We start from the raw sequence: 20703 nt of genomic DNA on the forward strand, positions 1-20703 counted from the left end.
TTTCGTGTACAATTCCTATGCCGTAAGGTAACATATGTCCTGATAATTTCTCCGCGCCGAACCTATTTCAGTTATAATTTAGTTTTGTTATTAACTTTCAGGGATTTGGAAAAGTATGGATGAAAACAATAAAATTGGATTTGGCGGGAGTTGCCACTGGTGCACGGAAGCTATTTTTCAATCATTAAAGGGAGTGTCAAATGTAGAACAGGGATGGATCGCTTCCGAAAGGGAAAATTCAAACTTTTCTGAGGCTATTATTGTGCATTTCAATGACAGCGTTATTTCTTTGGAAACGCTTATTGCGGTTCATCTGCATACCCACAGCTGTACCTCACAGCATAATATGCGATCTAAATACCGGTCTGCGATTTATGTTTTTACGCCTGAGCAAATTGTACTTTCCATGGGCGCAATCAGCTTATTGCAAAGCGAATTTGATAACCCGATCATCACTACGGTTGAAACATTTTACGATTTCAGGCTCAATCAGGAAACGTATCTGGAATACTTTTATAAAAATCCCCGGAAACCCTTTTGTAAAAATATTATTACGCCCAAGCTCCGGATATTATTAAAACAATTCAGCGGCGTGGTTGATCACAATAAACTGACTGAAGAATCTTTGAAGGGTTGATACCCTTCGAAATGTAGTCTTTTCGGGTTATCGCATCGAAAAATTATCATAATAAAAGTTACGCCTATCAAAGTCATAAGCATCAAGTCCTTTAAGAAGACAATGTGCGAAATCTTCTGGCCCGCAAAACCAGATACTCACAAGCTCGAAACTACCAACGGCTTCATGAAGCATCTGCGCTGTCAGGTATTCCCTTTTGTTTGAATTTAAATGATAAAAGCTGACACCACTTCGCTGACATAAATCTTCGATTGATTCCGGAAAAATTTGTTGTCTTTCTGTTCGTGTCGAATACCATAAGTCGATAAGCTCCGAAGTTTCCTTTTGATTAGCAAGTTGTTCCAGTTTTGAAATAAACGGTGTTATACCAATACCTCCGGCAATCCAGATTTGTCTTTTTAATGGCGAATTGAAAACAAATTCACCATAGGGCCCTTCAATTTGAACATTCTGCCCTATCTGTATATGCCGAGTCAAATTATCTGTAAAATCACCCAGCGATTTGATAACAAAGCGAACAGCATCCGGATCATCGCCGCAAGACGCAATAGTGAACGGGTGCGGCTCGCGGTCATGTTCAAAGCGAAGAAAGGCATATTGACCTGTCTTATGAAAAAATGGTTTTTGAGTTGTGGAAAGTCTTATATCAAGAACGCCATCCTGCGGTTTTTCAATTTTGGTTACAACGGTTTCGGTTTTCCGCGCCGCACCAATTTGCTGAAAAAGTGCAATAAAGGCCGCGGCAGTACCGATCGTAACCAAGCAAAGTAATAAATATCCTGCTGGCGTGGTTAACCAGTGTTCTTTGAGTTGGGCAGTAGCTCCGTGATATGCTGCTAAAAGAAATACTACCGGAAATATTTTATGTGTTTTACGGAAAATATGGTAAGGGATTTTTTTAAATAAGGCAATAATCACCAAAATGATCACGACGTAAAATATCCATTCGACCAAAAAAACACCGCTTTGGAAAAGACCGATTTCCAGATCTGAAAAACTGCTTCCGTCCGTTAATTCTCCGGGATCGGTAATGATTCCGGATTCGACCAGCAAATGCGGCACTTTTTCGCCCAGCCAGTGAAAAATCATAAGCAGGGTTGAGCAGATACCGGTCCACTTATGTATGATATAAGCTTTGTCCAGGCCGTGCATCCGGTGATTTAGCCAGGGATTACGCAAGGAAATGACCATAGACAAAACCATAAGTGAAAACGCGGACAAGCCAGTCAAAAAAACAAATTGTTCTCTTAATTCCCATCCATCCGGATGTGCCATCAGGTTGCCGGGACCAGGAGAAAGGGCGTAGATTATCCCGGTGATCACCAGTGTACCGGTGATCCACTTGGTTGTGGGTTGCATACTTGTGAGGATTAAAAGTGCATTAATTCATTTCAATCACCAGCCTTTTGCCATCTGGAATTGAAGCATCATAAATAGATTCAATTTGCTGAAATGGAACATTTACCGTTTCAATAACAAGCTTTCCGTCCACTGCAAGCTGAAACATTTCGGGCAAAACTTCTGTAAAAAATTTTCCAATTTCCGTTCGGGTAAGGCTGCCAAGGCCAGAGCCTGTAAGATGCAGGTCAATGCTTCTTAGAGTTGATGAAGATAATTTAAGATTCTCTCCTGCAATACTGCCCACGGAAACAAATCTTGTTTTAGGCGTAAACATTCCTTTTGCTTCCAGCGCGCGTAATACAAGCTCGGCAGAAGACCCCCACAGGTAATCAATGATCACGTCAAATGGCGTCTGACTGTGAATGGATTGAAGACTGGCTACAACCTCTTCATCAGACTGTTGAAGGGATATTACTTCGTCGGCGCCCATTTTGAGCAATGCTTTCAAGGATTCAGGATTCCGGCCAGTGGCAATGATTTTTTTTGCTCCGTAATGCCGCGCAATCTGCACGGCCAATCTTCCGGTAAAACCAGTGGCGCCATTGATTAATACCGTTTCTCCGGGTTGCAGGGCAGCTTTGAATTTTAGTCCCATCGCAGCTCCGATCACGCCGTTCGGGAGCGCAGCAGCAGTGGCAAAATCCAGATTATCTGGAATAATTACCATTCTGTCCTTCTCAATGACGGCCATTTCTGCGACCATTCCGTTCATACTAATAGCATAAACACGGGTTCCATCGGGCAAAATTCCAACACCGTCACTTCCGATTATCCGGGCTTTGGGTACATTTTCTGTGTCGGCGGAATAGTGACTGCCACTGGCTATACTTCTGTCAACATTTTTGATTGCCGCCGCCCTGACATACAGTAACAGATCGTCCGGTTTGCTTACTGTCGGTTCAGGCCATTCTGTATATCTAAGTATTCCATCTTGCGGATTCATGATTGCTGCTTTCATCTTTTGTTTCGTTTAATTGTTTGATGAAACAAAAGTAGCATGACGTGATTCCGTCAAACGATAACATTTGTTACCAAATTCAGGCTTCTGTTATTTTCCGCGGGCCATTTTATTTTTAATCCGGCTCAAATGTACCCGGCTGATTCCCAGGTAGGAAGCGATGTAATGTTGCGGAACGCGCTGAATAATGTATGGCTGATTATGAAGCAGGTTCTCATATCGTTCCTGTGGTGTGTCGCGGACAAAAGAAAGAAAATGCTGCATGTAATGCAGGGTACGTTCAAATAGAATATTTAAAATTTGATTACGCATCGACGGAATTTCGCTGACCTCATCTAATAAATTATCAACGTCCTTTTTGTCAATCCACCACAATGTACATGGTTCGGTCGTTTCCAATGTAAACAGGCTGGGCGTGCCTTTTTTAAAACTTTCGATAGACGAAACGGTACTATTTTCAAAAAAGAATTGAAAGGTAACTTCCTCGCCTTTGTTATCAAACCAAACCCGGATACAACCTTTTTCGATCAGATAAGCTTTGCGGGAAATCTCGCCTTCCCGCAAAAGAATGGTTTTCGCCGGAACTTGTACACGATGAAATCGACTGGTATATTCCTCCCATTTTTCAGATGACACAGGGAAATTATCTCTGAATTTTTCAAGAATTTCTGAGAGTTTGACAACGTCATTATGTTTGGCGGACATAGGATTGTTTTATTTTAGACTTCTAATATCAAAAGTTACCCGAACAATTCCATTTTATTGGCGAGGCATATTGGAAGTTTATGAAAACGGTGATATTTGTCATACCACATGATCAAATTATGTAAATTCGGTCTCAACCCCTGATCATTTTTATGAAGTTTATTTTTACCATCATTTTTATTTATCCTTTCCTTTTATCTGCCCAGATCTCAAATGTAACCAGAACTGATATCCCAAAACAGTTTCAGGAAGCGAGAACAAAGTTTGCAGCTTTTGAAAAAACGCACGGTCATTTTATAGAAACGAAGAATGTGAGGATGCATTATTTGTCCTGGGGCAAGCCATTGGGTACGCCACTTATCTGGATACACGGTAGTTTAAGCAACGCGTACGAAATTTTGCCATTTGCGGATAAGCTGGTTAAGGCGGGGTATTATGTTATCGCGATAGATTATTACGGTCACGGCCAGACCAGTATCCCGGATCATGAAGTATCACTTTACCATGTGGCTGATGATGTTAAATTTTTGATGGATCATTTAAAAATTTCGAAGGCTGTCGTTGGTGGCTGGTCACGTGGTGGTTTTATCAGCACTGCCTTTTATGATGCTTATCCGGAAAATGTATTGGGATTAATTTTGGAAGATGGCGGGTCGGTTTCGACCAATACCCATTATCATAAAATGGATTCTACAATGCTCATCAAAAGAGTTAAAGAAATTGCTGCCCAAATTTTTGAAGATATTTCATATGAAACAGCTTTTGACGCATATTCTGCTTTTTATGACAAAAGCCAAAACGATGATCAGTTTGAATTACTGACCTGGATCAGACAAGATAATACCGGGAAATGGGTTTTTGGCCCTGGATTATGGAAGTTGTTTAATATGAGTTCAGCGGAGCAAACGCTGGATAATATCTTACGCCCAACGCGTGCTCCGCTTTTTGCAGAATCTATGTCTGTTCTGGAACCTAAAATTATCTTTCGCAATCTGAAAATTTCTGTGTTGATACTTGACCCGATAGGTAAGGACGATTTATTTCCTTTTGAAAAAGAAAATGATGCATTGAAAAAGCAACATCCAGCTTTGATAACCCACGAAATTTTTGAAGAAACGGGTCATAATATCCATTACCAACGTCCGGAAAAATTTACCGAAAAGATTATAGCCTTTCTCCAAACCATAAAATTACCTACCCAAAAATAGATTTGACTATAAAAGAATTAAGATTGTATTGAATTTATAGAGTAGCGACCGGGCCGGATCTGCCTTTTATCTTTCAATCTGCCATATCTAAAACTTACCATTATGTTTATTGATAGAAAAACATTTCTGAAAGAAGTTTCTTTATTAGCCGGGGCGTCCATGATATCAGCTGACGTGCTGGCAAACTTTGGTCTGCCGGTTAAAAATGAAATTAAACTGGGATTTGTCACTTATCTGTGGGGTAAGGATTGGGATATTGCCACGATTATTAAAAATTGTACGGCTGCCGACATTCACGGAGCAGAATTGCGGGTTGAGCACGCCCATAAAGTGATGCCGGACCTGAATGCCGGACAAAGAGCAGAAGTGAAAAAACAGTTTTCGGACAGTCCGGTAAAAATAATTGGACTCGGTACTAACCAGCAATACGATTATCCTGATCAAAATCAGCTGAAAGCGTCTATTGAGCGGACAAAGGAATTTATTCGTTTAAGTGCAGATGTGGGTGGATCGGGCGTAAAAGTAAAACCTAACGGACTGCATAAGGAAGTTTCGGTTGAAAAAACACTGGCGCAGATCGGAGCGTCACTGCATGAACTTGCCCGGTATGCGGCAGATCTCGGTCAGCAATTAAGGCTGGAAGTGCATGGTGAGGAAACACAGGAGCTCCCCAATATCAGGAAGATTATGGAATATGCGGATCATAAGAATGCGAAAACTTGCTGGAATTGCAATCCTCAGGATTTAAATGGAAAAGGTTTTCAGTACAATTTTGATCTGGTAAAACAATATTTCGGTGATACCTGTCATGTGAGGGAACTGGATAGGACTGACTATCCTTATAAAGATCTTCTCGCAAATCTTACTAAAATGAATTATAATGGTTGGGTTCTTTTGGAATGTCACACCAATCCCGACGATAAATTGAATTCGATGATCGAACAACGGAAAGTTTTTGATCGTATGATTTAAATTCGGGAGGTATACTTTTAATAACTGCCTGGATTATAAATTGTTGTGTACTTTTCTCACCAGAAAAGATAAAGGCCTGTAAATTACCGTTTAGTTATCCCAAGTAAATACCGGTTAATAAAAAACACATATTTAAAAATCTTTGGCCCGGAGAAATGTATTCATGTATTTTCACGAAGCCTTTTTCTATACATAGAATACATTTTAAATGACAATCCGACAATAAGCTGTCTCACATTACATCTCTGAATACGACGTTTATCACTGACGATTGAAAGTTATAAATGCTTTAATTATATTCTCTCTTGATTACGCAAATTTAAAGAGCTGTTTTCTCTGCGATTTTAAATTTAAACGATGCTCGTATAAAGGTGATGGTATATTAAAATTTTCTGATTTGAAAGTCGAAACGATTCTCTCTACATTCGTTTCTTATAAGTCAACAACCTGAAAAGTCATAATATTTGCCCTGCGATTTTAAAAATCGCTTGCATCGGTATGGCTTTTTATAGTTATGTGCAGACTCCCGACAGATCATGAAATATCTCATCTATGCGTGAAAACTACCAGCACCGGATTAAAATGCTTTTCTTACTATTTCTGCCTGTTTTGGGTAGTCTGGTTTGGTTTTTTATTAAAGTCTTTCAATTTCAAAGTAATCAGGAAGAATTTACAGATGGCATGCTGGCTTTGCAGCTGAGCAGAGGGTGGCTCGAAGAGCGACCCGTACTTTATGATAACTTTTACGGACATCATGCCAGACAGCACAACTATTACTTTATTCTGCTCACAGGTTTCTTGACCAGATTCACAGGGATTTACGGATTGTTTCTTACCTATTTAGGCCTTTTTGGAGTGCTTTTCTGGCAGTGGTTTGGTGGTTTCAGTAAGTTTGGCCGCCCATTCTGGACATCAAACTGGTTGGCTGTTATCTTTTTTGTTTTTGGCCCGATGGGCTATTTCATTTATCTTGATTATTTTGGCTGGCATCCTGAGCACTATTTTCTTTCGTTGATGGCGCTTCTTGCGCTAAGTCTTGCCAAACGGCAATATGCCCTGGCCATTGTCTGGCTACTGCTTACTTTTCTGGTAAAAGAGACTTCCAATATTCTCATTTGTAGTTTGTTACTGTTTTGTTCAGTGGTGGATCTCATTCTTGCCGATTCGTCTAAGCCCTGGATAAATTATTTTATCAACAAACGAAATGTAATTATTACCACGGTCTGTCTGGTATTATTTGGCCTGAGCATGTGGTGGCTCTCTCATTTGAACGGGCCGCAGCCCAGCAGGTTGGGAGTAGCGCTAACGCGTATCGGATAAAGTGCAACGCCGGCCAAATTAGCTCTGTACTTTTTTTTATATGTGGCGATTGGTGCTATAACTTTTGTTATCGGATTACTTCCATTTAGTATCTGGCTCAAATCATCACCACGAAAAGGAGTGATACTTACGATACTTGCCGCTGGTTACAGTCTGTTATTTGTTGTTTATCTTTTTGAAACGTTATATTACTTTCCTACCATTTATCTGAGCGTTTCTTATCCGCCCAGGATTGGTGGATTGTGGGCTTTTCTTTTGAGTTCTTACATATTTTTAAGCTACCGGTTTGCCCGGGCAGGTATAATACCTTCTGTACACTCATTGAGCCTGATCCTTACAGGCCTTACTCTTCAGTTTATTTTTGGCTCCTTCATTGTTTCACATCATTTTAGTATCGATTCAGATTACCGCAGTGTCGGAATTGCAGCAAACGGTTTTATAAAAACCGGACTAGGACTAATGCCTTATCCGGCTGGTACAGCTCATGAGCTTTATACGCTTGCAAAAAAGCTTCCCGAAGGTTCCGACGTGATGGTTCCCAACCAATATATTTCCTATTTCCAAAACGTTTATCCCGGCTCATGGAATTTTGAGGAGAAGACTGAAAGGCTTCTTCGCCGGCCTCTGCTCTATGTTTATGAAAAAAACAAGATCGGTAAAGTGAGCTATTACCGCTTTCCCCGTAAAGGATATAATGTCATTCCTAATCAACAACTACTAATTCTGGCAGATTCAAAATGGTACAACCAACATTTCAAATGAGTGGAGAGCAACGGGAAACCTGGATCCGCAAAAATGCTTATTACTACAAATGTCTGATTACCTATCTTAGATTTATAATCCCGGAAGGGTCTTCCGTACTGGAAATTGGCTGCGGCACGGGCTTTCTTTTGGAGCAGTTGAAGCCCTCACGCGGTGTAGGTATAGACATGTCACTTCAGATGCTCACTTATGCAAAGGAAAAACGGAGCGGATATGCCTATCATCTGATGGATGCTGAGGATATTTCTCTGGATGAAACTTTCGATTATGTATTGATCAGTGACACGGTCGGCAGCTTTAATGATGTTCAAAATGTATTTGAACAGGTCCAGAAAGTCTGTAATCCGCAAACCCGTCTGGTTATTACTTCAACCAACTTTATCTGGCGGCCTGTGTTGAACCTGGCTGAAAATCTTGGCTTGAAAATGCCCCAGAAAAGACAGAACTGGCTGGATATAGGAGACATTACTAACCTTTTGGAACTGGCAGGATTTGACGTGATAGACAATTACAAAAAGACAATTTTTCCAAAATACATTCCCTTTATTTCAACATTTCTGAATAAATATGTTGGTAATCTGCCTTTATTCAATGCGCTGGGATTGATCACTTGTTTGGTGGCCAGAAGCCAGAATGAAATGTCCAGGCCCGTTGATGCATTAAGCGTCAGTGTTGTAATTCCTGCCCGGAATGAAAAAGGCAACATCGAAGCGCTTATCCGCAGAACTCCGCAGATGGGAAAACACACTGAAATTATTTTTGTGGAAGGAAATTCTACTGACGATACCTGGGCCGAAATCCAGCGGCTTGGAACCTATTACAAGGAATTTTACGACATCAAATGGATTCAGCAGGATGGTAAGGGGAAAGGTGACGCTGTCAGAAATGGATATAGTATAGCAACGGGTGATGTATTGATGATTCTGGATGCAGATATGACAGTTGAACCGGAAGAGTTGCCCAAATTTTTTAACGCAATCGCCTCCGGGAAAGGAGAGTATATCAATGGGACCCGCCTTGTATACCCGATGGAAGATCAGGCTATGCGGTTTTTAAATTTACTTGGAAATAAATTTTTCAGCATGGCTTTTTCCTGGCTACTCGGACAAAGCCTCAAAGATACTCTTTGCGGGACAAAAGTAATGAGCCGTGAAAATTATCTGAAACTCGCCGCAAATCGTGCTTACTTTGGCGAATTTGATCCGTTTGGTGATTTTGATCTGATTTTTGGTTCTGCCAAACTTAATCTTAAATTTATTGAAGTCCCGATCCGTTACAAAGCCCGTACCTATGGAGAAACCAATATATCAAGATTTAAACACGGCTGGCTGCTACTAAAAATGACCTTTTTTGCATTGAATAAAATCAAATTTGTTTAAGCGATTTCAAAGTTATTACATGATAATGCAGGTATAGCTGTTTTTATCATATTGATCACTATTTTCTTTCAAGTATAACCTCCTCCGTTTCCAGAATCGTTTTGCCTTTTTTGATTTTTCCTTCTGTTTTTGCAAGTTTCAAAAGCTTTCCATCATATCTGACAAGATAGGGGATTTTGGTTTTTTTGATTTTCCCGATGTAGAGATTTTTTCCTTTCATACTTACCGGAAGTTTTTCGCTGTGTTTACCAAATTCCTGGCTAATGGTAACCGTACTGTTTTGCGAAAATTCAAAGAATTTTTCGTCAGGTTTGTATACTTCTTGGTTTTGCCCGATGACCTGTCCATCCGATTTTTTAATCTCTATTTTTGACAATACCTTCCATGTCCCAATCAATGTTGAATAACCAATACTTGCAGTAGTCTGAGAAAAAGCAACAAGGCTCTGTGCGATAAGTATTAAAGTGAATAGTAATCTCATATTTTTTTAACTGTAAAGAAACTTTGAATGGACAGAACGGTATGATTTGAAAATCGCAAGTGGTTAAGTGGTAAGTATAAAAAGTATTCCAACCAGATCCCGGAATTTATCTTTTCAGACCTGATTTCAGGAATTTACCGAATTGTCATTCGGCAAAAACACGTTAAAAACAGATCCTTTTCCTTCTTCACTTTCAAACCAGATTTTGCCGCGGTGCGCTTCCACAATTTGTTTGGAAATGTATAATCCCAGCCCGAAAGGCTGCTCTCCCGCAGTTCCCTCACGTTTGGATGATGTAAAAGGATCAAAAAGTTTCTCCGCATAACTTTTTGGAATGCCGAGCCCACGGTCTTTTACAGAAATTGTAACGCCTTCTTTCGATCTGGAAGTACTGATCTGGATTGTCTCACCCTCCGGACTGAATTTAATTGCATTGACGATGAGATTATTTAATACCCGCAGCAATTTATCACGATCGGCTGTAACCGTGGCAGGTTTTGTATCATGCAAAACCAGTTTCTGATTTTTATCACCGGCTCTGAAATTCAGAAGTGTTAAAGCCTGCCGTAAAAAAGCTGAAAGATCGATTTTTTCTTTCTTTAATTCTGCTTCATTAAAACTAAAATCAGTCTTTAACAGATCGCTGATCAAACGGAGACAGCTATTGCTGGATTCCTGAATCAATTCTACAAATTCCTGCCTTTCTTCCGAACTGAGCGATTCGTCCCGGAGAAGTGTTGACAATGAGCTGACTGCACCAATCGGATTGCGGAGATCGTGCGCCACCATTTTTATAAGTTTTGCATAGTTGTGATTACTAACCTCCAACGCCGCTGAGGTAGATTTCAACTGCTGATATTGCAGGGTTAAAATACTGTTTGTTTTGGAGCTCAGTTTCCAGTTTCTCCACAGGAAAACAATACTCAGCAGCGTGAGTATACAAACGGCGATGGCAAGCCACAGCTTTCTGGCATCATATTCGGCTTTTAAATGTGCAGATATCAATTCCTGATCCTTGACTGCATATTCAATATAATCTATCCCCGAAATTCTGTCGATTTCTATTTGTCGCTCAAAAAGCCGGAGTAGTTTCTGACTGTAAATAAATGCGGTGCGGTCGTCGTGTTTGTCTAAATAAATCTCGTATAATTTCTTGTTGACATCCTTTGCATACATACGGTAATTTTTCTCCTCTGCAATTGCAAGTGCCTTTTTGTAATAATCAATACCTTTTTCCTGATCCCTAACTAAATAATGGTCGCCGAGATCCATCAGGATATCCATACTCAAATAATAAAGCTGCCTGTCCAGCGTCTGTCCAAGCGTTTTTTCCAGCAATTCAATACCTTGTTTTGGCTTGTTGCCGGCGATCAAATCATTAGCTCTTAGCTGCTGCACAGCCAGTTTCAAACGGACGTCATGATATTTATCAGAAATTCTGTCCGCCTTTTCAATGAGTCCGGCTTTCATTTTATCCGTAAATTTTCCCGGATAGCTCAGGATATAATTATAGATAACCAATGCCGTTATCGAGTCATGAGAAATCTGGTTTCCCAGACGTAATGCCTTATCAAAGTTGGTAACAGACTTTTCTCCCTTGCCACTGACAAAATAAACAGTTGCAATATTCATTAGCGTCTGGACGATGTTGGAAGAATCTTTTTGCGCAGTATATTGATTATAGGCGTCGTTATAATAGCGAAGCGCAAGCTGAATATTGCCCTTGATGTCATACACAATGCCCAGGTTATTGGTTGCATCCGCAAGTCCTTTCGGATATTGATGACGATACGACATTTCCCTTGCCTCCAATGCGTAAAACAAAGTACTATCAGCATTCTGCTCATAAAACAGCAATGATATTCTGTTGAGCTGATCGATGTATTGCGTACTGTCCTTTATGGATGGTAGATCTTTTTGAAACTTACGGATTTTTTCAACCTGAGCACTTGCCGGAAAAGGTATAAAAGTGAATAAAATAAAAATGGCAATAACTTTCATTAAGGGTTATAATAGGGTTACAATGCAAAGTAGTAGAATTGATAATATGAAATAAACGCTGTAAAACGAAAAAACGATTCATTTCTACGAAATGTAAATGATATAATACCGGACAATGGAGGAAAGTTTTAGAGAAATAGTTTATCAACTATTGTAAGTAACCGTATTAAAATTTAACCGACATGATTAATCAATAAACATTCATTCGGTTTTTGACTTACAAATAACTGTTGTTCAGGTTATTATTTGTCAAATAAATTCTATTTTTATACCCTAAAATTTCCTATGAAGTCCAATTTTAAGAATAATTATAGTATAAATTCTATATCTAAAAATGATCTAACAGCCCTGTCAATTCGTAGGCATAGTACTCTTAAAAGTTTTAACAAATATTTTGAAGCTAAACTGGTATCTGAAAATTATCTCACTCTTATATGGAATACTCGTTAAAACCATCCGTTGCCATAGTTGATGACAGTAATGTGGTCCGGACATTTACCGCTTTTCTGCTGGCCAATCATGATATAGAGGTCGTGTTTGATGCGGAAAATGGGCAGGAATGTATTGACAAGATGCGCCAGGCAAAGCAGCTTCCCAATATCATCATTCTGGATATTGAAATGCCCGTGATGGATGGTTTTCAAGCCGCAGAAATTTTAAGGACGAACTGGCCCGATGTAAAAATCATAGCATTTTCAAACAAAAATGACCCGTCGTCAATGGAAAAAATCATGGCAGCCGGCGCAGTAGCCTTTGTGACTAAGGAGTGCGATATTACAGAAAAGCTCATTGAGGAAATTAACAGGATTTGGGGACAGAGGGAAGTTAAGTTTGTGGAGTAGTTTTTGAATTGGTTTTCTTGGTTTGGCAGTAGCACACTTCCTGATTAGAATTTGGATGAGGTTGTTTATTGAGAGCAGACTGTTTTTGGAAGTTGGGAAATAAATGGGGTAAATGGACTTCTACGGAATAGGCTGGTTGGATCATATGGCTTCTCTACCCAAAGTGCCGTTAGTACGGCTACGCGCCCCGGGCTGACGTAGTAGCAACGGAATTCATTCCGTTGGAAATGATGATTTGATAATCATTAAAAAAAATGCCTTAAGTACGACTTCATAGCATAGTGACCCAATTAATTTCTGATTGTCCTAACAGAAAGTTAGATAACAGAATTTAATTCCAATCATCATGGCAAACACCTATCATCAAATGTACGTCCAGACCGTTTTCGCAGTCAAATATCGCGAGGCCTTAATTCAGCCAAAATGGAAGGCTGAACTTTTTACAATTATTGGGAATATTATTACAGAGACAGGTTGCAAATCGATTATCATAAACGGAGTAGAAGATCACGTGCATTGTTTCTTTGCATTAAAGCCAACCGCTTCGGTTTCAAATGTCATGCAGAATGCCAAAGCCAAATCTTCCAAATGGATCAATGAAAGGAGATTGTTGCCACATCGTTTTGAGTGGCAGGAGGGTTATGGTGCTTTTACATACAGCCAGTCACAGATCGACGCAGTTTACAAATACGTCCAAAATCAGGAAGAGCATCACAAAAAGCAGGCGTTCCGGGAAGAATATATTGCTATGCTTGTGAAATTTGGCGTTGATTTTGATGAACGATATGTTTTTGGGGATTTGGAATGAAGCGCCGTAACGGACGCGTTGCCTCAGTTGCCCAGGGTTAAAACCCTGCGCTACAATGTCGGTCGGGCCTAAGGCCCTTTTACGTAGAAATGCCGTAGGCATGGCTGAGCGGCCCGGACCGACATTTTAGCAACGGAATTTATTCAGTTGGTTTGGGGAAATGAACAAGCCGAAATCAAAAATGCCGTGGGCATGGCAGAAATTGTAGCAATGGAATTTTATTCCGTTGGTTTAGGAAAATGAACAAGCCGAAATCTAAAATGCCGTAGGCATGGCAGACATTGTAGCAACGGAATTTTATTCCGTTGGTTTGGGGAAATGAACAAGCCGAAATCAAAAATGCCGTAGGCATGGCAGACATTGTAGCAACGGAATTTATTCCGTTGGTTTGAGAATGACCAAAAATTACTCTCCGAACGTGATATCTGTACAAAATTCATTTCTCCTGCGATTAAGCAGGCTGGCTGGAATAAATTAACCCAATACCTTGAAGAAGTATTTTTTACAGACGGGAAGATATATGTTAAAGGTAGATTAACTGCACGTGGTTTACAACTTTTGACGGATCACTTGCGTCACTCACTTTTCAAACAAAGCATCCGGCCACGCTGCAAAGATCAAAGTAAATCTTATCCAGGAAAAATAATTTGCGGAACGTGCCGGCGTTCCGCTTACTGTGGTCCGGAAAATAGAGCAGGCGAAAGAAAATCTGAATCTTTAAAAGGTAAATCAGGTTTTAGCGATGTTTGAGCATAAATTGGCACCAATTAGCATCAAGGAGTCGACTTAATCAAAAATGATTACAGCAATGAAAGCATTCCTCCAAATCCTTATCATTGCAATTCTAACCCTCCACCTCCAACCCCAAACCCCCACCCAAAAAATCTACCACCAAACCTTCTCAGACCCCACCAATTTCACCATTATGAGTGAAATGGAAAACATCCAGCCAGAGCACATTTATTTATTGGATAAAACAAGAGGCTGGCCGTCGGATATATTTTGGTCAGAGTATAATAAAAGATTGAAAACCGCGGAGGAACGGGGTGAAGTGCATGAAAGTTATGATCCCGATTATCTATACCGGGATCCATTAATTTCCAGATTATTTCCCATGAAAGAGCGGGTTGCTTTGCGGAAAAGAGCCGGAGCAATGGAGTCGAAGAAAATCAGTTTGAAAGGTAAAAATTACTCGACCGTAAGTTCAGGTAAGAATATTAAGCGGTTTTATGTCATGACTTCCGAGCCAGTTTTTACTACGAACGGGAATTATGCTTTTATTTATTTCCAGATATACGATAATGACAATAGTGAGACTTTCGTTTATCCGGATGATGGCCCTCCCTATGATTCAACGCTCTTCGGGATGGTTACCATTATCTTCAAAAAACAACCTGATCAATCCTGGAAAAAGATCAAGCTGATTAATCAGCTGCTTTTATAATTTTTTCTAATCAAGTTGTAATCATAAAATCAAGATCCGCCTTTTCTTCCCCATTCACAATAATCGAAAGCTGATGCAGGCCAGGATAGAAAGTCCGCGTGGTAATCAGTTTAAATGATTGTTTTCTTGAAATGTTGATTGTAACACCGGCTTCATATTCTTTTTCACTGATCTTAAACACCTTTCTGGCCAGGTGCCCTTTGGACTTCATATAATAAATTCCATATTCAAGCCTTACCATTCTTTTACTGTCGTTTTCGTTTGTAATAGAAAATGAAAATTCCAGACTATCTCCGATTTTGACTTCCGGCGTCGCTATTTTCAGGTTTGAAACGTTCAGGTTTTTTCCATCCAGACCATAAATTTCCAGAATTTCTGAGTGTCCCTGTTTCAGCAAAGTCCGGCTGCCGTGTTTGATGATCGCATCGGTTTCTTTGCTGCCGCCCCTCCATTTTTTCGCGATAGAAAGTAAAACATCCGGATGATCTTTGGCGATATCATTGAGGTTATTGGCTACACTTCGTCTTACAAATTCAGAAGGGTCATTTTTCAGATTTTCCAGAAGTGGCAGGAGTGGAGTTGGGTCTTTCTTCAATGCCGGAATCGCCATCGCCCAGGGTAACCTTGGCCGGCTGCCTTCGCTTGAAAATCTGCGCACTTTATGATTTTCATGTTTTGACCAAAGTACCATTTGGTCAATCATTTTATCACCATACTTTAAGATAAACGGTCTGACAGCAAACTCACAGCTGATAAACTGGGTGATAAATTCCAGTGCCTTCACAGAAGTTTTAAAATCATCCAGTCCATATACCTCCACATAATCAGCCAGGAAAATATAAGCAAGGCTGTCCTCGCCTGTATTATTTTGACGCAATTTGCTGATGATCTTTTCAATTAACTTTATTGCCGCAGGATAATCGTAGGGAAGAAATTCATGAAAAACCCGGGTCGTATGTTTCATCCGCTCTTTCCATTCCATCGTTTTGAATGCATCGGAAAAAATTTGTCTGATAAATTCCTTTTTGTCAAAATCCGGAACGGTTTGTTCCATCACATCAGCAAAACGATCATAAAAAGCAGGGGAATATATATCTTTAATCAGGCTCATGGAAGGTATGGTTTGTTGATTGTGCCACCAAAGTTAAGGTTTAGATTTTAGAAGTGTGACAGGGAAAAATTAATCATCATAACGTTAAAGCGGAAAGTTTCGGGTTATCGGATAAGGCGGTCAGGACCTAATATGAACAAATCGTGAAGTCAATTAAAGAGCGATAAGATTTTTTACTTTTGCGCCTCTAACAAATTCACCTCATGAAAAAAATTATTACTTCCTGTCTTTTTGCGTACCTGGCAATGGCCGGTTGCCAGACTTCGAAAGTTACAAAAACTACATCCGCCAATTCAGAAGCAGTTACAACCATTGCCTTCGGTTCATGCAGCGATCAGAAACGTCCGCAGCCGCTTTGGGATGATATCGTGGCCCAAAAACCGGATGTCTGGATCTGGCTGGGCGATAATATTTACGGCGACTCGGAAAGTATGGATACGCTGAAAGCAAAATATGACAAGCAAAAATCAAATCCCGTTTATCAGCAGCTACGCAGTCAGACCAAAATAATCGGCGTGTGGGACGACCATGATTTTGGTGTAAATGACGGCGGCAAGGAATACCCGAAACGTAAAGAAAGTCAGCAGCTTATGCTGGATTTTATGGATGTGCCGGCAAATAGCCCGTTGCGTACGCAGGAAGGCGGGTATTCTTCAAATACATATGGTCCGAAAGGGCAGCGCGTAAAGGTGATTTTGCTCGATGGACGTTATTTCCGTGATCCGTTGATGAAAAAAGACAAGGATAATATTCCTAATCCATCGGGCGATATGTTGGGCGAGGCGCAGTGGGCCTGGCTGGAAAAACAGTTGACTAATTCGGATGCAGATGTGCATATAATCGGCTGCGGTGTTCAGTTCATTGTTGATGAACATCCATATGAAAAGTGGGCGAATTTCCCGGTTGCCCGGAAACGATTTTTAGATCTGCTTGGCAAAACCAAACCAAAAGGAGCGATGCTGATCAGCGGCGACAGACATATCGCTGAAATTTCAAAAGTGAAGGTTCCCGGATTGAATTATGATCTTTACGACATCACAAGCAGCGGACTAACCCACGTTTCAAAACCGCATGAGGAACCAAATAAATACCGCGTAGGTGAAATGATAGCAAAATTGAACTACGGCCTGATCACAATCGACTGGAAAGCAAAACCGCTGAAAGCTGAGGTGAAGATTAATGGTGATAATTCGGAAACTTATTTGGTTCAGGAGGTTAAGTTTTAAAGGTATTATAGTGCATTTTAGTGGTTAAGGTATTCTTCTGCCAACTAACCTCAAAGTTATAATCGTCACAATCCCATATTCCTATGGTTTTTGTGACGATTTTTTTATTGATGTTTTTGAAGACTGGCCCTGTTATAATAATCAACACATCTGTTCGTACTAATTCAGGAATTTGTCGCGTTTTGCCCGTTTATCCGCTTTGAATGCATTCAAACGAATAAATGTAGGACGCAACCAACAAATATCTTTATATTGGTGACCAATTAGCCTCAATACAATATTATAATCGATGAAGAAATATTTTTATTTGCTTGCTTTGTTATTCCTTGCTGTCAGCTGCTCGAAAAAAGAGCACAAGGAAGAAAAAGAACCTGTTAAGGAGGTTGGCAAGATTAACTTTTTTATGGAAACCTCAGCCAGTATGGCTGGTTATTTCAGCGGCTCTACGCAATTTGTAAAAGACATTCCAAATCTTCTTGTTGATATCGAAGGAAAGGAATCTTTTGGAAAAGGACCTCTGAAAATTTACTACGTTGCTGATTCACTAACGCCATATAAAGGCTCCACAAAAGATTTTATACGGGAGATTTCTACAACAAAAGTTGCAGGTGAGAAAAGCTCGGAGATGCACAAAATCCTGGAAATGATCGCCAGTAAGACTGATTCCAATGATATTTCGCTTTTTGTATCCGACTGTATTTTGTCCTATCCGGATAATGTGATTAAAACGAATTCCGAAATCAATAAACAAAAAGCACCGGGAGAACTGAAAGCGTTGGTAAAATCTACTTTTTTGAAATTGAAAAGAGATAACATTTCGGCTTCCTTGTACGGGTTCAATTCTGCGTTTTATGGTAATTATTACACGTACCAGAATACGAAATTGAAGCTTGATGGGCAGGAAAGACCGTATTATTTATGGGTGATCGGCAACAAAGAACTGGTCAGCAAATTCAACAAAAATCTGGCTGATCTGAATAATTTCAAACCTGTGCTGGATCTCAACTTTGGATTGTTTGACAAAACCATTGAAGATTTCGAAACTTTCTATACCTATGAAAGAGTGGGAAACTGGAAAGCTGAGGATAAGAGCATTTCTGATCTGGAAGCAATCAAAAAGAAACCTTCCACATTTGCTATTGCCGTAGATTTGTCTGCGCTGCCAAATTCGATCAGTGCACCGGATTATTTGACCCAACACCTGAAAACTTCATCTGAAAATCTGGAATTTAAGATCAAAAATATTCTATTGACCAAGGATCTTGACAAGTCCGTTTTAAAGCCAAGAGAGAAGGAATTTCTGGAAAATAATACGCACGTGATCGTCATAGAAGTTTCTGATATCTACAAAGACAAAGGAAATATCGACCTGAAACTTCCGTTGGTTTATGACAATGGATATAAGGCAATGTCTATCATGGACGACAGAAATCTGGATTCTATTCCCGGAAAAACCTTCGCATTCGAGCACCTGATCGATGGCGTTCGCGAGGCTTATGAAAACTCAAATGATAACTTTATTCACATTTCAATACCTGTTAAAAAATAGCTTCCATGTTTGAATTTCTTTATGAGCTGCTTTGCGGACAAAATCCGGATCCCATTTTTGCGTCAGATATTTACCCTTTTGTCGGCCTGTTTACGCTGGTTTTCGCATTTGCGTTTGCCGTTGTGTTCTACATCGTGCTGGGCAGAGCGAGGCCGGTATGGGATAAAACCGTGCATTGGGTCATCACAATGATCATTTTACTGATCATTGCCTTTGGCCTGGCCTATAATCATGCGCAGACAGTTACAGAGGAGGAAGAGAATTCTTTCTTCTACACTTTTGCAATGGTCAACACGCTCTATGCGTTTATTTATTACATACTTTTTTCAATCCTTTTGAAAAGGTTCTCAATTTTCGCCAAACGCACTCCGTTTTAACCCGTCGATTTAGCACAAATTATGCCTACAAGAAATACGTTTGTTTTTGGAATTGGAGGAACAGGGGCGAGGATTGTTCGATCGCTGACAATGCTGCTTGCCGCAGGTACAAAACTTAATGATACCAATAAAATTATTCCCATCATCATCGATGTGGATGCTGATAATGCCGATACAAGCCGGGCACTGGCAGCACTCAAAACTTACAAATACATCCGTTCTCACGGTTACAGCAATACCGAAGAAATTCGAGATGGTTTCTTCAATGCGAACCTGAATACGCTGAGTTCTATTACCAATGAAAACGATTATTCAGAAGGTCTGGATGATTCTTTTCAGCTTCAATTTGAAAATCTTGAAAAGTCGTTCATCGAATATCTTGATCCGAGAGGCGAGCTGGTAGGTGATATCAATATGGATCTGCTGGAAGCACTATATGACAATTCCGGCCACGACGATCCGAATACTGAACTCAATCTGAAACTTAATCAGGGTTTTAAAGGAAATCCAAACATTGGTTCTGTTGTTTTTAATAACCTGGCGAATACCAAAGAATTCAAGTTTGTATTAAAAAGCATTGGTGAAAATGACCGGATTTTTATTGTCAGTTCCATTTTTGGCGGAACCGGTTCTTCCGGCTTTCCGCAGCTGGTGAAACTGCTGCAACAGGAAGAAAAACTGCGTGGCAATAAATACGGTGCGCTCACGGTGATGCCTTATTTCAACGTGACGGACGATAGCAAAAGTGCGATCAACTCGGATATGTTTAATTCCAAAACAGAGGCTGCACTTTCTTATTATCTGAAATATCTGAACGGAAAAATTAACTGTTTCTACCAGTTGTGGGACCGGCCGTTGAAACAATATGAAAACAAACAGGGTGGTATTGAACAGAAAAACAGCGCACATTTGATAGAATTAATTGGCGCGACTGCGATTATCGACTTCGTGAATAAACCGGATGGAAATTTTGCATCCAAAGGTCAAACGCAGTATTTTGATTTTGGTATTAAAAAAGAAGATCAGGTTATTGATATCAGGCATTTTTATCCAAATACGGCAAAAACAGTGATGGAGCCGCTTACGCTGCTGACTTACGCTATGAAAATTTATCTGGAAACATTGCCTGAGTTCCGTAATGAGGCGTTTTACAAGGAATTAAATCTCGCTGATAAATATTCAAACAATGAATTTTATCAGAATCTTACCGCATTCTTTTCAGTACATTATAAAAACTGGCTGGTAGAAATGTCTGGTAACGAGCGGACTTTTCAGCCTTTCAACCTGACGCAGGATTTGAATGCGTTGGTGCGGGAAAAACCGATTGAAGTAAAAAAAGTTTTAGGGATCGTAACCAAGCCGGGCATTTCAGAAGCATTTTTGAAAACCGAACTTGGGAAACTGGAAGACGAACTGAAGAAAAGTATACCGGATCAGGATAAACGTTTCTTCAAATTGCTCAACCGTATTGCTATGGAGTGCTACAAAAAACTGGAAGCACTTCCATCCATGATCTAATCTT

At 40.1% G+C, this 20703-nt stretch carries 19 protein-coding genes; 13 read left to right on the top strand and 6 right to left on the bottom strand.

The window, feature by feature from the left end:
• The first annotated feature begins 115 nt into the window (after nt 1-115).
• Nucleotides 116-637 carry a peptide-methionine (S)-S-oxide reductase gene (locus LXL81_RS25600; protein WP_255713924.1) on the top strand — a complete coding sequence of 174 codons (522 nt, stop codon included), beginning with the start codon at nt 116-118 and terminating at the stop codon, nt 635-637.
• A 27-nt stretch (nt 638-664) separates the two neighbouring features.
• On the opposite strand, the gene LXL81_RS25605 is transcribed toward LXL81_RS25600, so the two are convergent.
• The 3 genes from LXL81_RS25605 to LXL81_RS25615 all read right to left on the bottom strand — a co-directional run bounded on the left by LXL81_RS25605 (nt 665) and on the right by LXL81_RS25615 (nt 3701).
• Nucleotides 665-1996, bottom strand: coding sequence for a ferric reductase-like transmembrane domain-containing protein (locus LXL81_RS25605; protein WP_234650296.1), 1332 nt, complete (start codon nt 1994-1996; stop codon nt 665-667).
• A 22-nt stretch (nt 1997-2018) separates the two neighbouring features.
• Nucleotides 2019-2996 carry a zinc-binding dehydrogenase gene (locus tag LXL81_RS25610; protein ID WP_234650297.1) on the bottom strand — a complete coding sequence of 326 codons (978 nt, stop codon included), beginning with the start codon at nt 2994-2996 and terminating at the stop codon, nt 2019-2021.
• A 90-nt stretch (nt 2997-3086) separates the two neighbouring features.
• Nucleotides 3087-3701 carry a Crp/Fnr family transcriptional regulator gene (locus LXL81_RS25615; RefSeq protein WP_234650299.1) on the bottom strand — a complete coding sequence of 205 codons (615 nt, stop codon included), beginning with the start codon at nt 3699-3701 and terminating at the stop codon, nt 3087-3089.
• Nucleotides 3702-3853: 152 nt separating this feature from the next.
• On the opposite strand from LXL81_RS25615, the gene LXL81_RS25620 reads away from it, so the two are divergent.
• The 5 genes from LXL81_RS25620 (at nt 3854) to LXL81_RS25640 (ending at nt 9342) form a co-directional block, all read left to right on the top strand.
• On the top strand, nt 3854-4909 hold the full coding sequence (locus LXL81_RS25620) for an alpha/beta fold hydrolase (protein ID WP_234650301.1): 1056 nt from the start codon (nt 3854-3856) through the stop codon (nt 4907-4909).
• Nucleotides 4910-5008: 99 nt separating this feature from the next.
• On the top strand, nt 5009-5881 hold the full coding sequence (locus LXL81_RS25625) for a TIM barrel protein (RefSeq protein WP_234650526.1): 873 nt from the start codon (nt 5009-5011) through the stop codon (nt 5879-5881).
• A gap of 552 nt (nt 5882-6433) precedes the next feature.
• Nucleotides 6434-7201, top strand: coding sequence for a hypothetical protein (locus tag LXL81_RS25630; RefSeq protein ID WP_234650303.1), 768 nt, complete (start codon nt 6434-6436; stop codon nt 7199-7201).
• Between the two features lie 120 nt (nt 7202-7321).
• The gene (locus LXL81_RS25635) at nt 7322-7963 is read left to right on the top strand and encodes a hypothetical protein (protein WP_234650305.1); all 642 of its coding nucleotides are present in this window, start codon (nt 7322-7324) and stop codon (nt 7961-7963) included.
• A complete protein-coding gene (locus LXL81_RS25640; protein ID WP_234650307.1) occupies nt 7960-9342 on the top strand; it encodes a glycosyltransferase in 1383 nt (460 codons plus the stop codon). Before LXL81_RS25635 ends, LXL81_RS25640 begins: the two co-directional genes overlap by 4 nt.
• Nucleotides 9343-9400: 58 nt before the next feature.
• Here the strand turns inward: LXL81_RS25640 and LXL81_RS25645 are convergent, their stop codons facing one another.
• Both LXL81_RS25645 and LXL81_RS25650 read right to left on the bottom strand, forming a co-directional pair.
• Nucleotides 9401-9823, bottom strand: coding sequence for a hypothetical protein (locus tag LXL81_RS25645; protein WP_234650309.1), 423 nt, complete (start codon nt 9821-9823; stop codon nt 9401-9403).
• A 126-nt stretch (nt 9824-9949) separates the two neighbouring features.
• A complete protein-coding gene (locus tag LXL81_RS25650) occupies nt 9950-11824 on the bottom strand; it encodes a tetratricopeptide repeat-containing sensor histidine kinase (RefSeq protein ID WP_234650311.1) in 1875 nt (624 codons plus the stop codon).
• A gap of 434 nt (nt 11825-12258) precedes the next feature.
• Here LXL81_RS25650 and LXL81_RS25655 point away from each other — a divergent pair, with 434 nt between their 5' ends.
• The 3 genes from LXL81_RS25655 (at nt 12259) to LXL81_RS25665 (ending at nt 14918) form a co-directional block, all read left to right on the top strand.
• The gene (locus tag LXL81_RS25655) at nt 12259-12666 is read left to right on the top strand and encodes a response regulator transcription factor (protein ID WP_234650313.1); all 408 of its coding nucleotides are present in this window, start codon (nt 12259-12261) and stop codon (nt 12664-12666) included.
• A gap of 346 nt (nt 12667-13012) precedes the next feature.
• A complete protein-coding gene (gene tnpA, locus LXL81_RS25660) occupies nt 13013-13474 on the top strand; it encodes an IS200/IS605 family transposase (RefSeq protein WP_234650315.1) in 462 nt (153 codons plus the stop codon).
• Between the two features lie 925 nt (nt 13475-14399).
• Nucleotides 14400-14918 (top strand): hypothetical protein, encoded by a 519-nt coding sequence (locus tag LXL81_RS25665; protein ID WP_234650317.1) that lies wholly within the window; start codon nt 14400-14402, stop codon nt 14916-14918.
• A 10-nt stretch (nt 14919-14928) separates the two neighbouring features.
• Here LXL81_RS25665 and LXL81_RS25670 read toward each other — a convergent pair whose 3' ends face one another.
• Nucleotides 14929-16029 carry a DNA alkylation repair protein gene (locus LXL81_RS25670; protein WP_234650319.1) on the bottom strand — a complete coding sequence of 367 codons (1101 nt, stop codon included), beginning with the start codon at nt 16027-16029 and terminating at the stop codon, nt 14929-14931.
• Between the two features lie 203 nt (nt 16030-16232).
• On the opposite strand from LXL81_RS25670, the gene LXL81_RS25675 reads away from it, so the two are divergent.
• The 4 genes from LXL81_RS25675 (at nt 16233) to LXL81_RS25690 (ending at nt 20699) form a co-directional block, all read left to right on the top strand.
• Nucleotides 16233-17255, top strand: coding sequence for an alkaline phosphatase D family protein (locus LXL81_RS25675; RefSeq protein ID WP_234650320.1), 1023 nt, complete (start codon nt 16233-16235; stop codon nt 17253-17255).
• A gap of 289 nt (nt 17256-17544) precedes the next feature.
• Nucleotides 17545-18804: a hypothetical protein gene (locus LXL81_RS25680; protein WP_234650322.1), complete on the top strand. Its 1260-nt coding sequence runs from the start codon at nt 17545-17547 to the stop codon at nt 18802-18804.
• A gap of 5 nt (nt 18805-18809) precedes the next feature.
• The gene (locus tag LXL81_RS25685; protein WP_234650324.1) at nt 18810-19181 is read left to right on the top strand and encodes a hypothetical protein; all 372 of its coding nucleotides are present in this window, start codon (nt 18810-18812) and stop codon (nt 19179-19181) included.
• Between the two features lie 21 nt (nt 19182-19202).
• Nucleotides 19203-20699, top strand: coding sequence for a hypothetical protein (locus LXL81_RS25690; RefSeq protein WP_234650326.1), 1497 nt, complete (start codon nt 19203-19205; stop codon nt 20697-20699).
• The last annotated feature ends 4 nt before the right edge of the window (nt 20700-20703 follow it).

The sequence above is a fragment of the Dyadobacter sp. CY356 genome, assembly GCF_021440195.1.
Taxonomy (GTDB): domain Bacteria; phylum Bacteroidota; class Bacteroidia; order Cytophagales; family Spirosomataceae; genus Dyadobacter.

Coding starts and splice junctions, on each gene's coding strand:
- LXL81_RS25600 (WP_255713924.1), top strand. CDS start 116: ATGGATGAAAACAATAAAATTGGATTTGGCGGGAGTTGCCACTGGTGC.
- LXL81_RS25605 (WP_234650296.1), bottom strand. CDS start 1,996: ATGCAACCCACAACCAAGTGGATCACCGGTACACTGGTGATCACCGGG.
- LXL81_RS25610 (WP_234650297.1), bottom strand. CDS start 2,996: ATGAAAGCAGCAATCATGAATCCGCAAGATGGAATACTTAGATATACA.
- LXL81_RS25615 (WP_234650299.1), bottom strand. CDS start 3,701: ATGTCCGCCAAACATAATGACGTTGTCAAACTCTCAGAAATTCTTGAA.
- LXL81_RS25620 (WP_234650301.1), top strand. CDS start 3,854: ATGAAGTTTATTTTTACCATCATTTTTATTTATCCTTTCCTTTTATCT.
- LXL81_RS25630 (WP_234650303.1), top strand. CDS start 6,434: ATGCGTGAAAACTACCAGCACCGGATTAAAATGCTTTTCTTACTATTT.
- LXL81_RS25640 (WP_234650307.1), top strand. CDS start 7,960: ATGAGTGGAGAGCAACGGGAAACCTGGATCCGCAAAAATGCTTATTAC.
- LXL81_RS25645 (WP_234650309.1), bottom strand. CDS start 9,823: ATGAGATTACTATTCACTTTAATACTTATCGCACAGAGCCTTGTTGCT.
- LXL81_RS25650 (WP_234650311.1), bottom strand. CDS start 11,824: ATGAAAGTTATTGCCATTTTTATTTTATTCACTTTTATACCTTTTCCG.
- LXL81_RS25655 (WP_234650313.1), top strand. CDS start 12,259: ATGGAATACTCGTTAAAACCATCCGTTGCCATAGTTGATGACAGTAAT.
- tnpA (WP_234650315.1), top strand. CDS start 13,013: ATGGCAAACACCTATCATCAAATGTACGTCCAGACCGTTTTCGCAGTC.
- LXL81_RS25665 (WP_234650317.1), top strand. CDS start 14,400: ATGAGTGAAATGGAAAACATCCAGCCAGAGCACATTTATTTATTGGAT.
- LXL81_RS25670 (WP_234650319.1), bottom strand. CDS start 16,029: ATGAGCCTGATTAAAGATATATATTCCCCTGCTTTTTATGATCGTTTT.
- LXL81_RS25675 (WP_234650320.1), top strand. CDS start 16,233: ATGAAAAAAATTATTACTTCCTGTCTTTTTGCGTACCTGGCAATGGCC.
- LXL81_RS25680 (WP_234650322.1), top strand. CDS start 17,545: ATGAAGAAATATTTTTATTTGCTTGCTTTGTTATTCCTTGCTGTCAGC.
- LXL81_RS25685 (WP_234650324.1), top strand. CDS start 18,810: ATGTTTGAATTTCTTTATGAGCTGCTTTGCGGACAAAATCCGGATCCC.
- LXL81_RS25690 (WP_234650326.1), top strand. CDS start 19,203: ATGCCTACAAGAAATACGTTTGTTTTTGGAATTGGAGGAACAGGGGCG.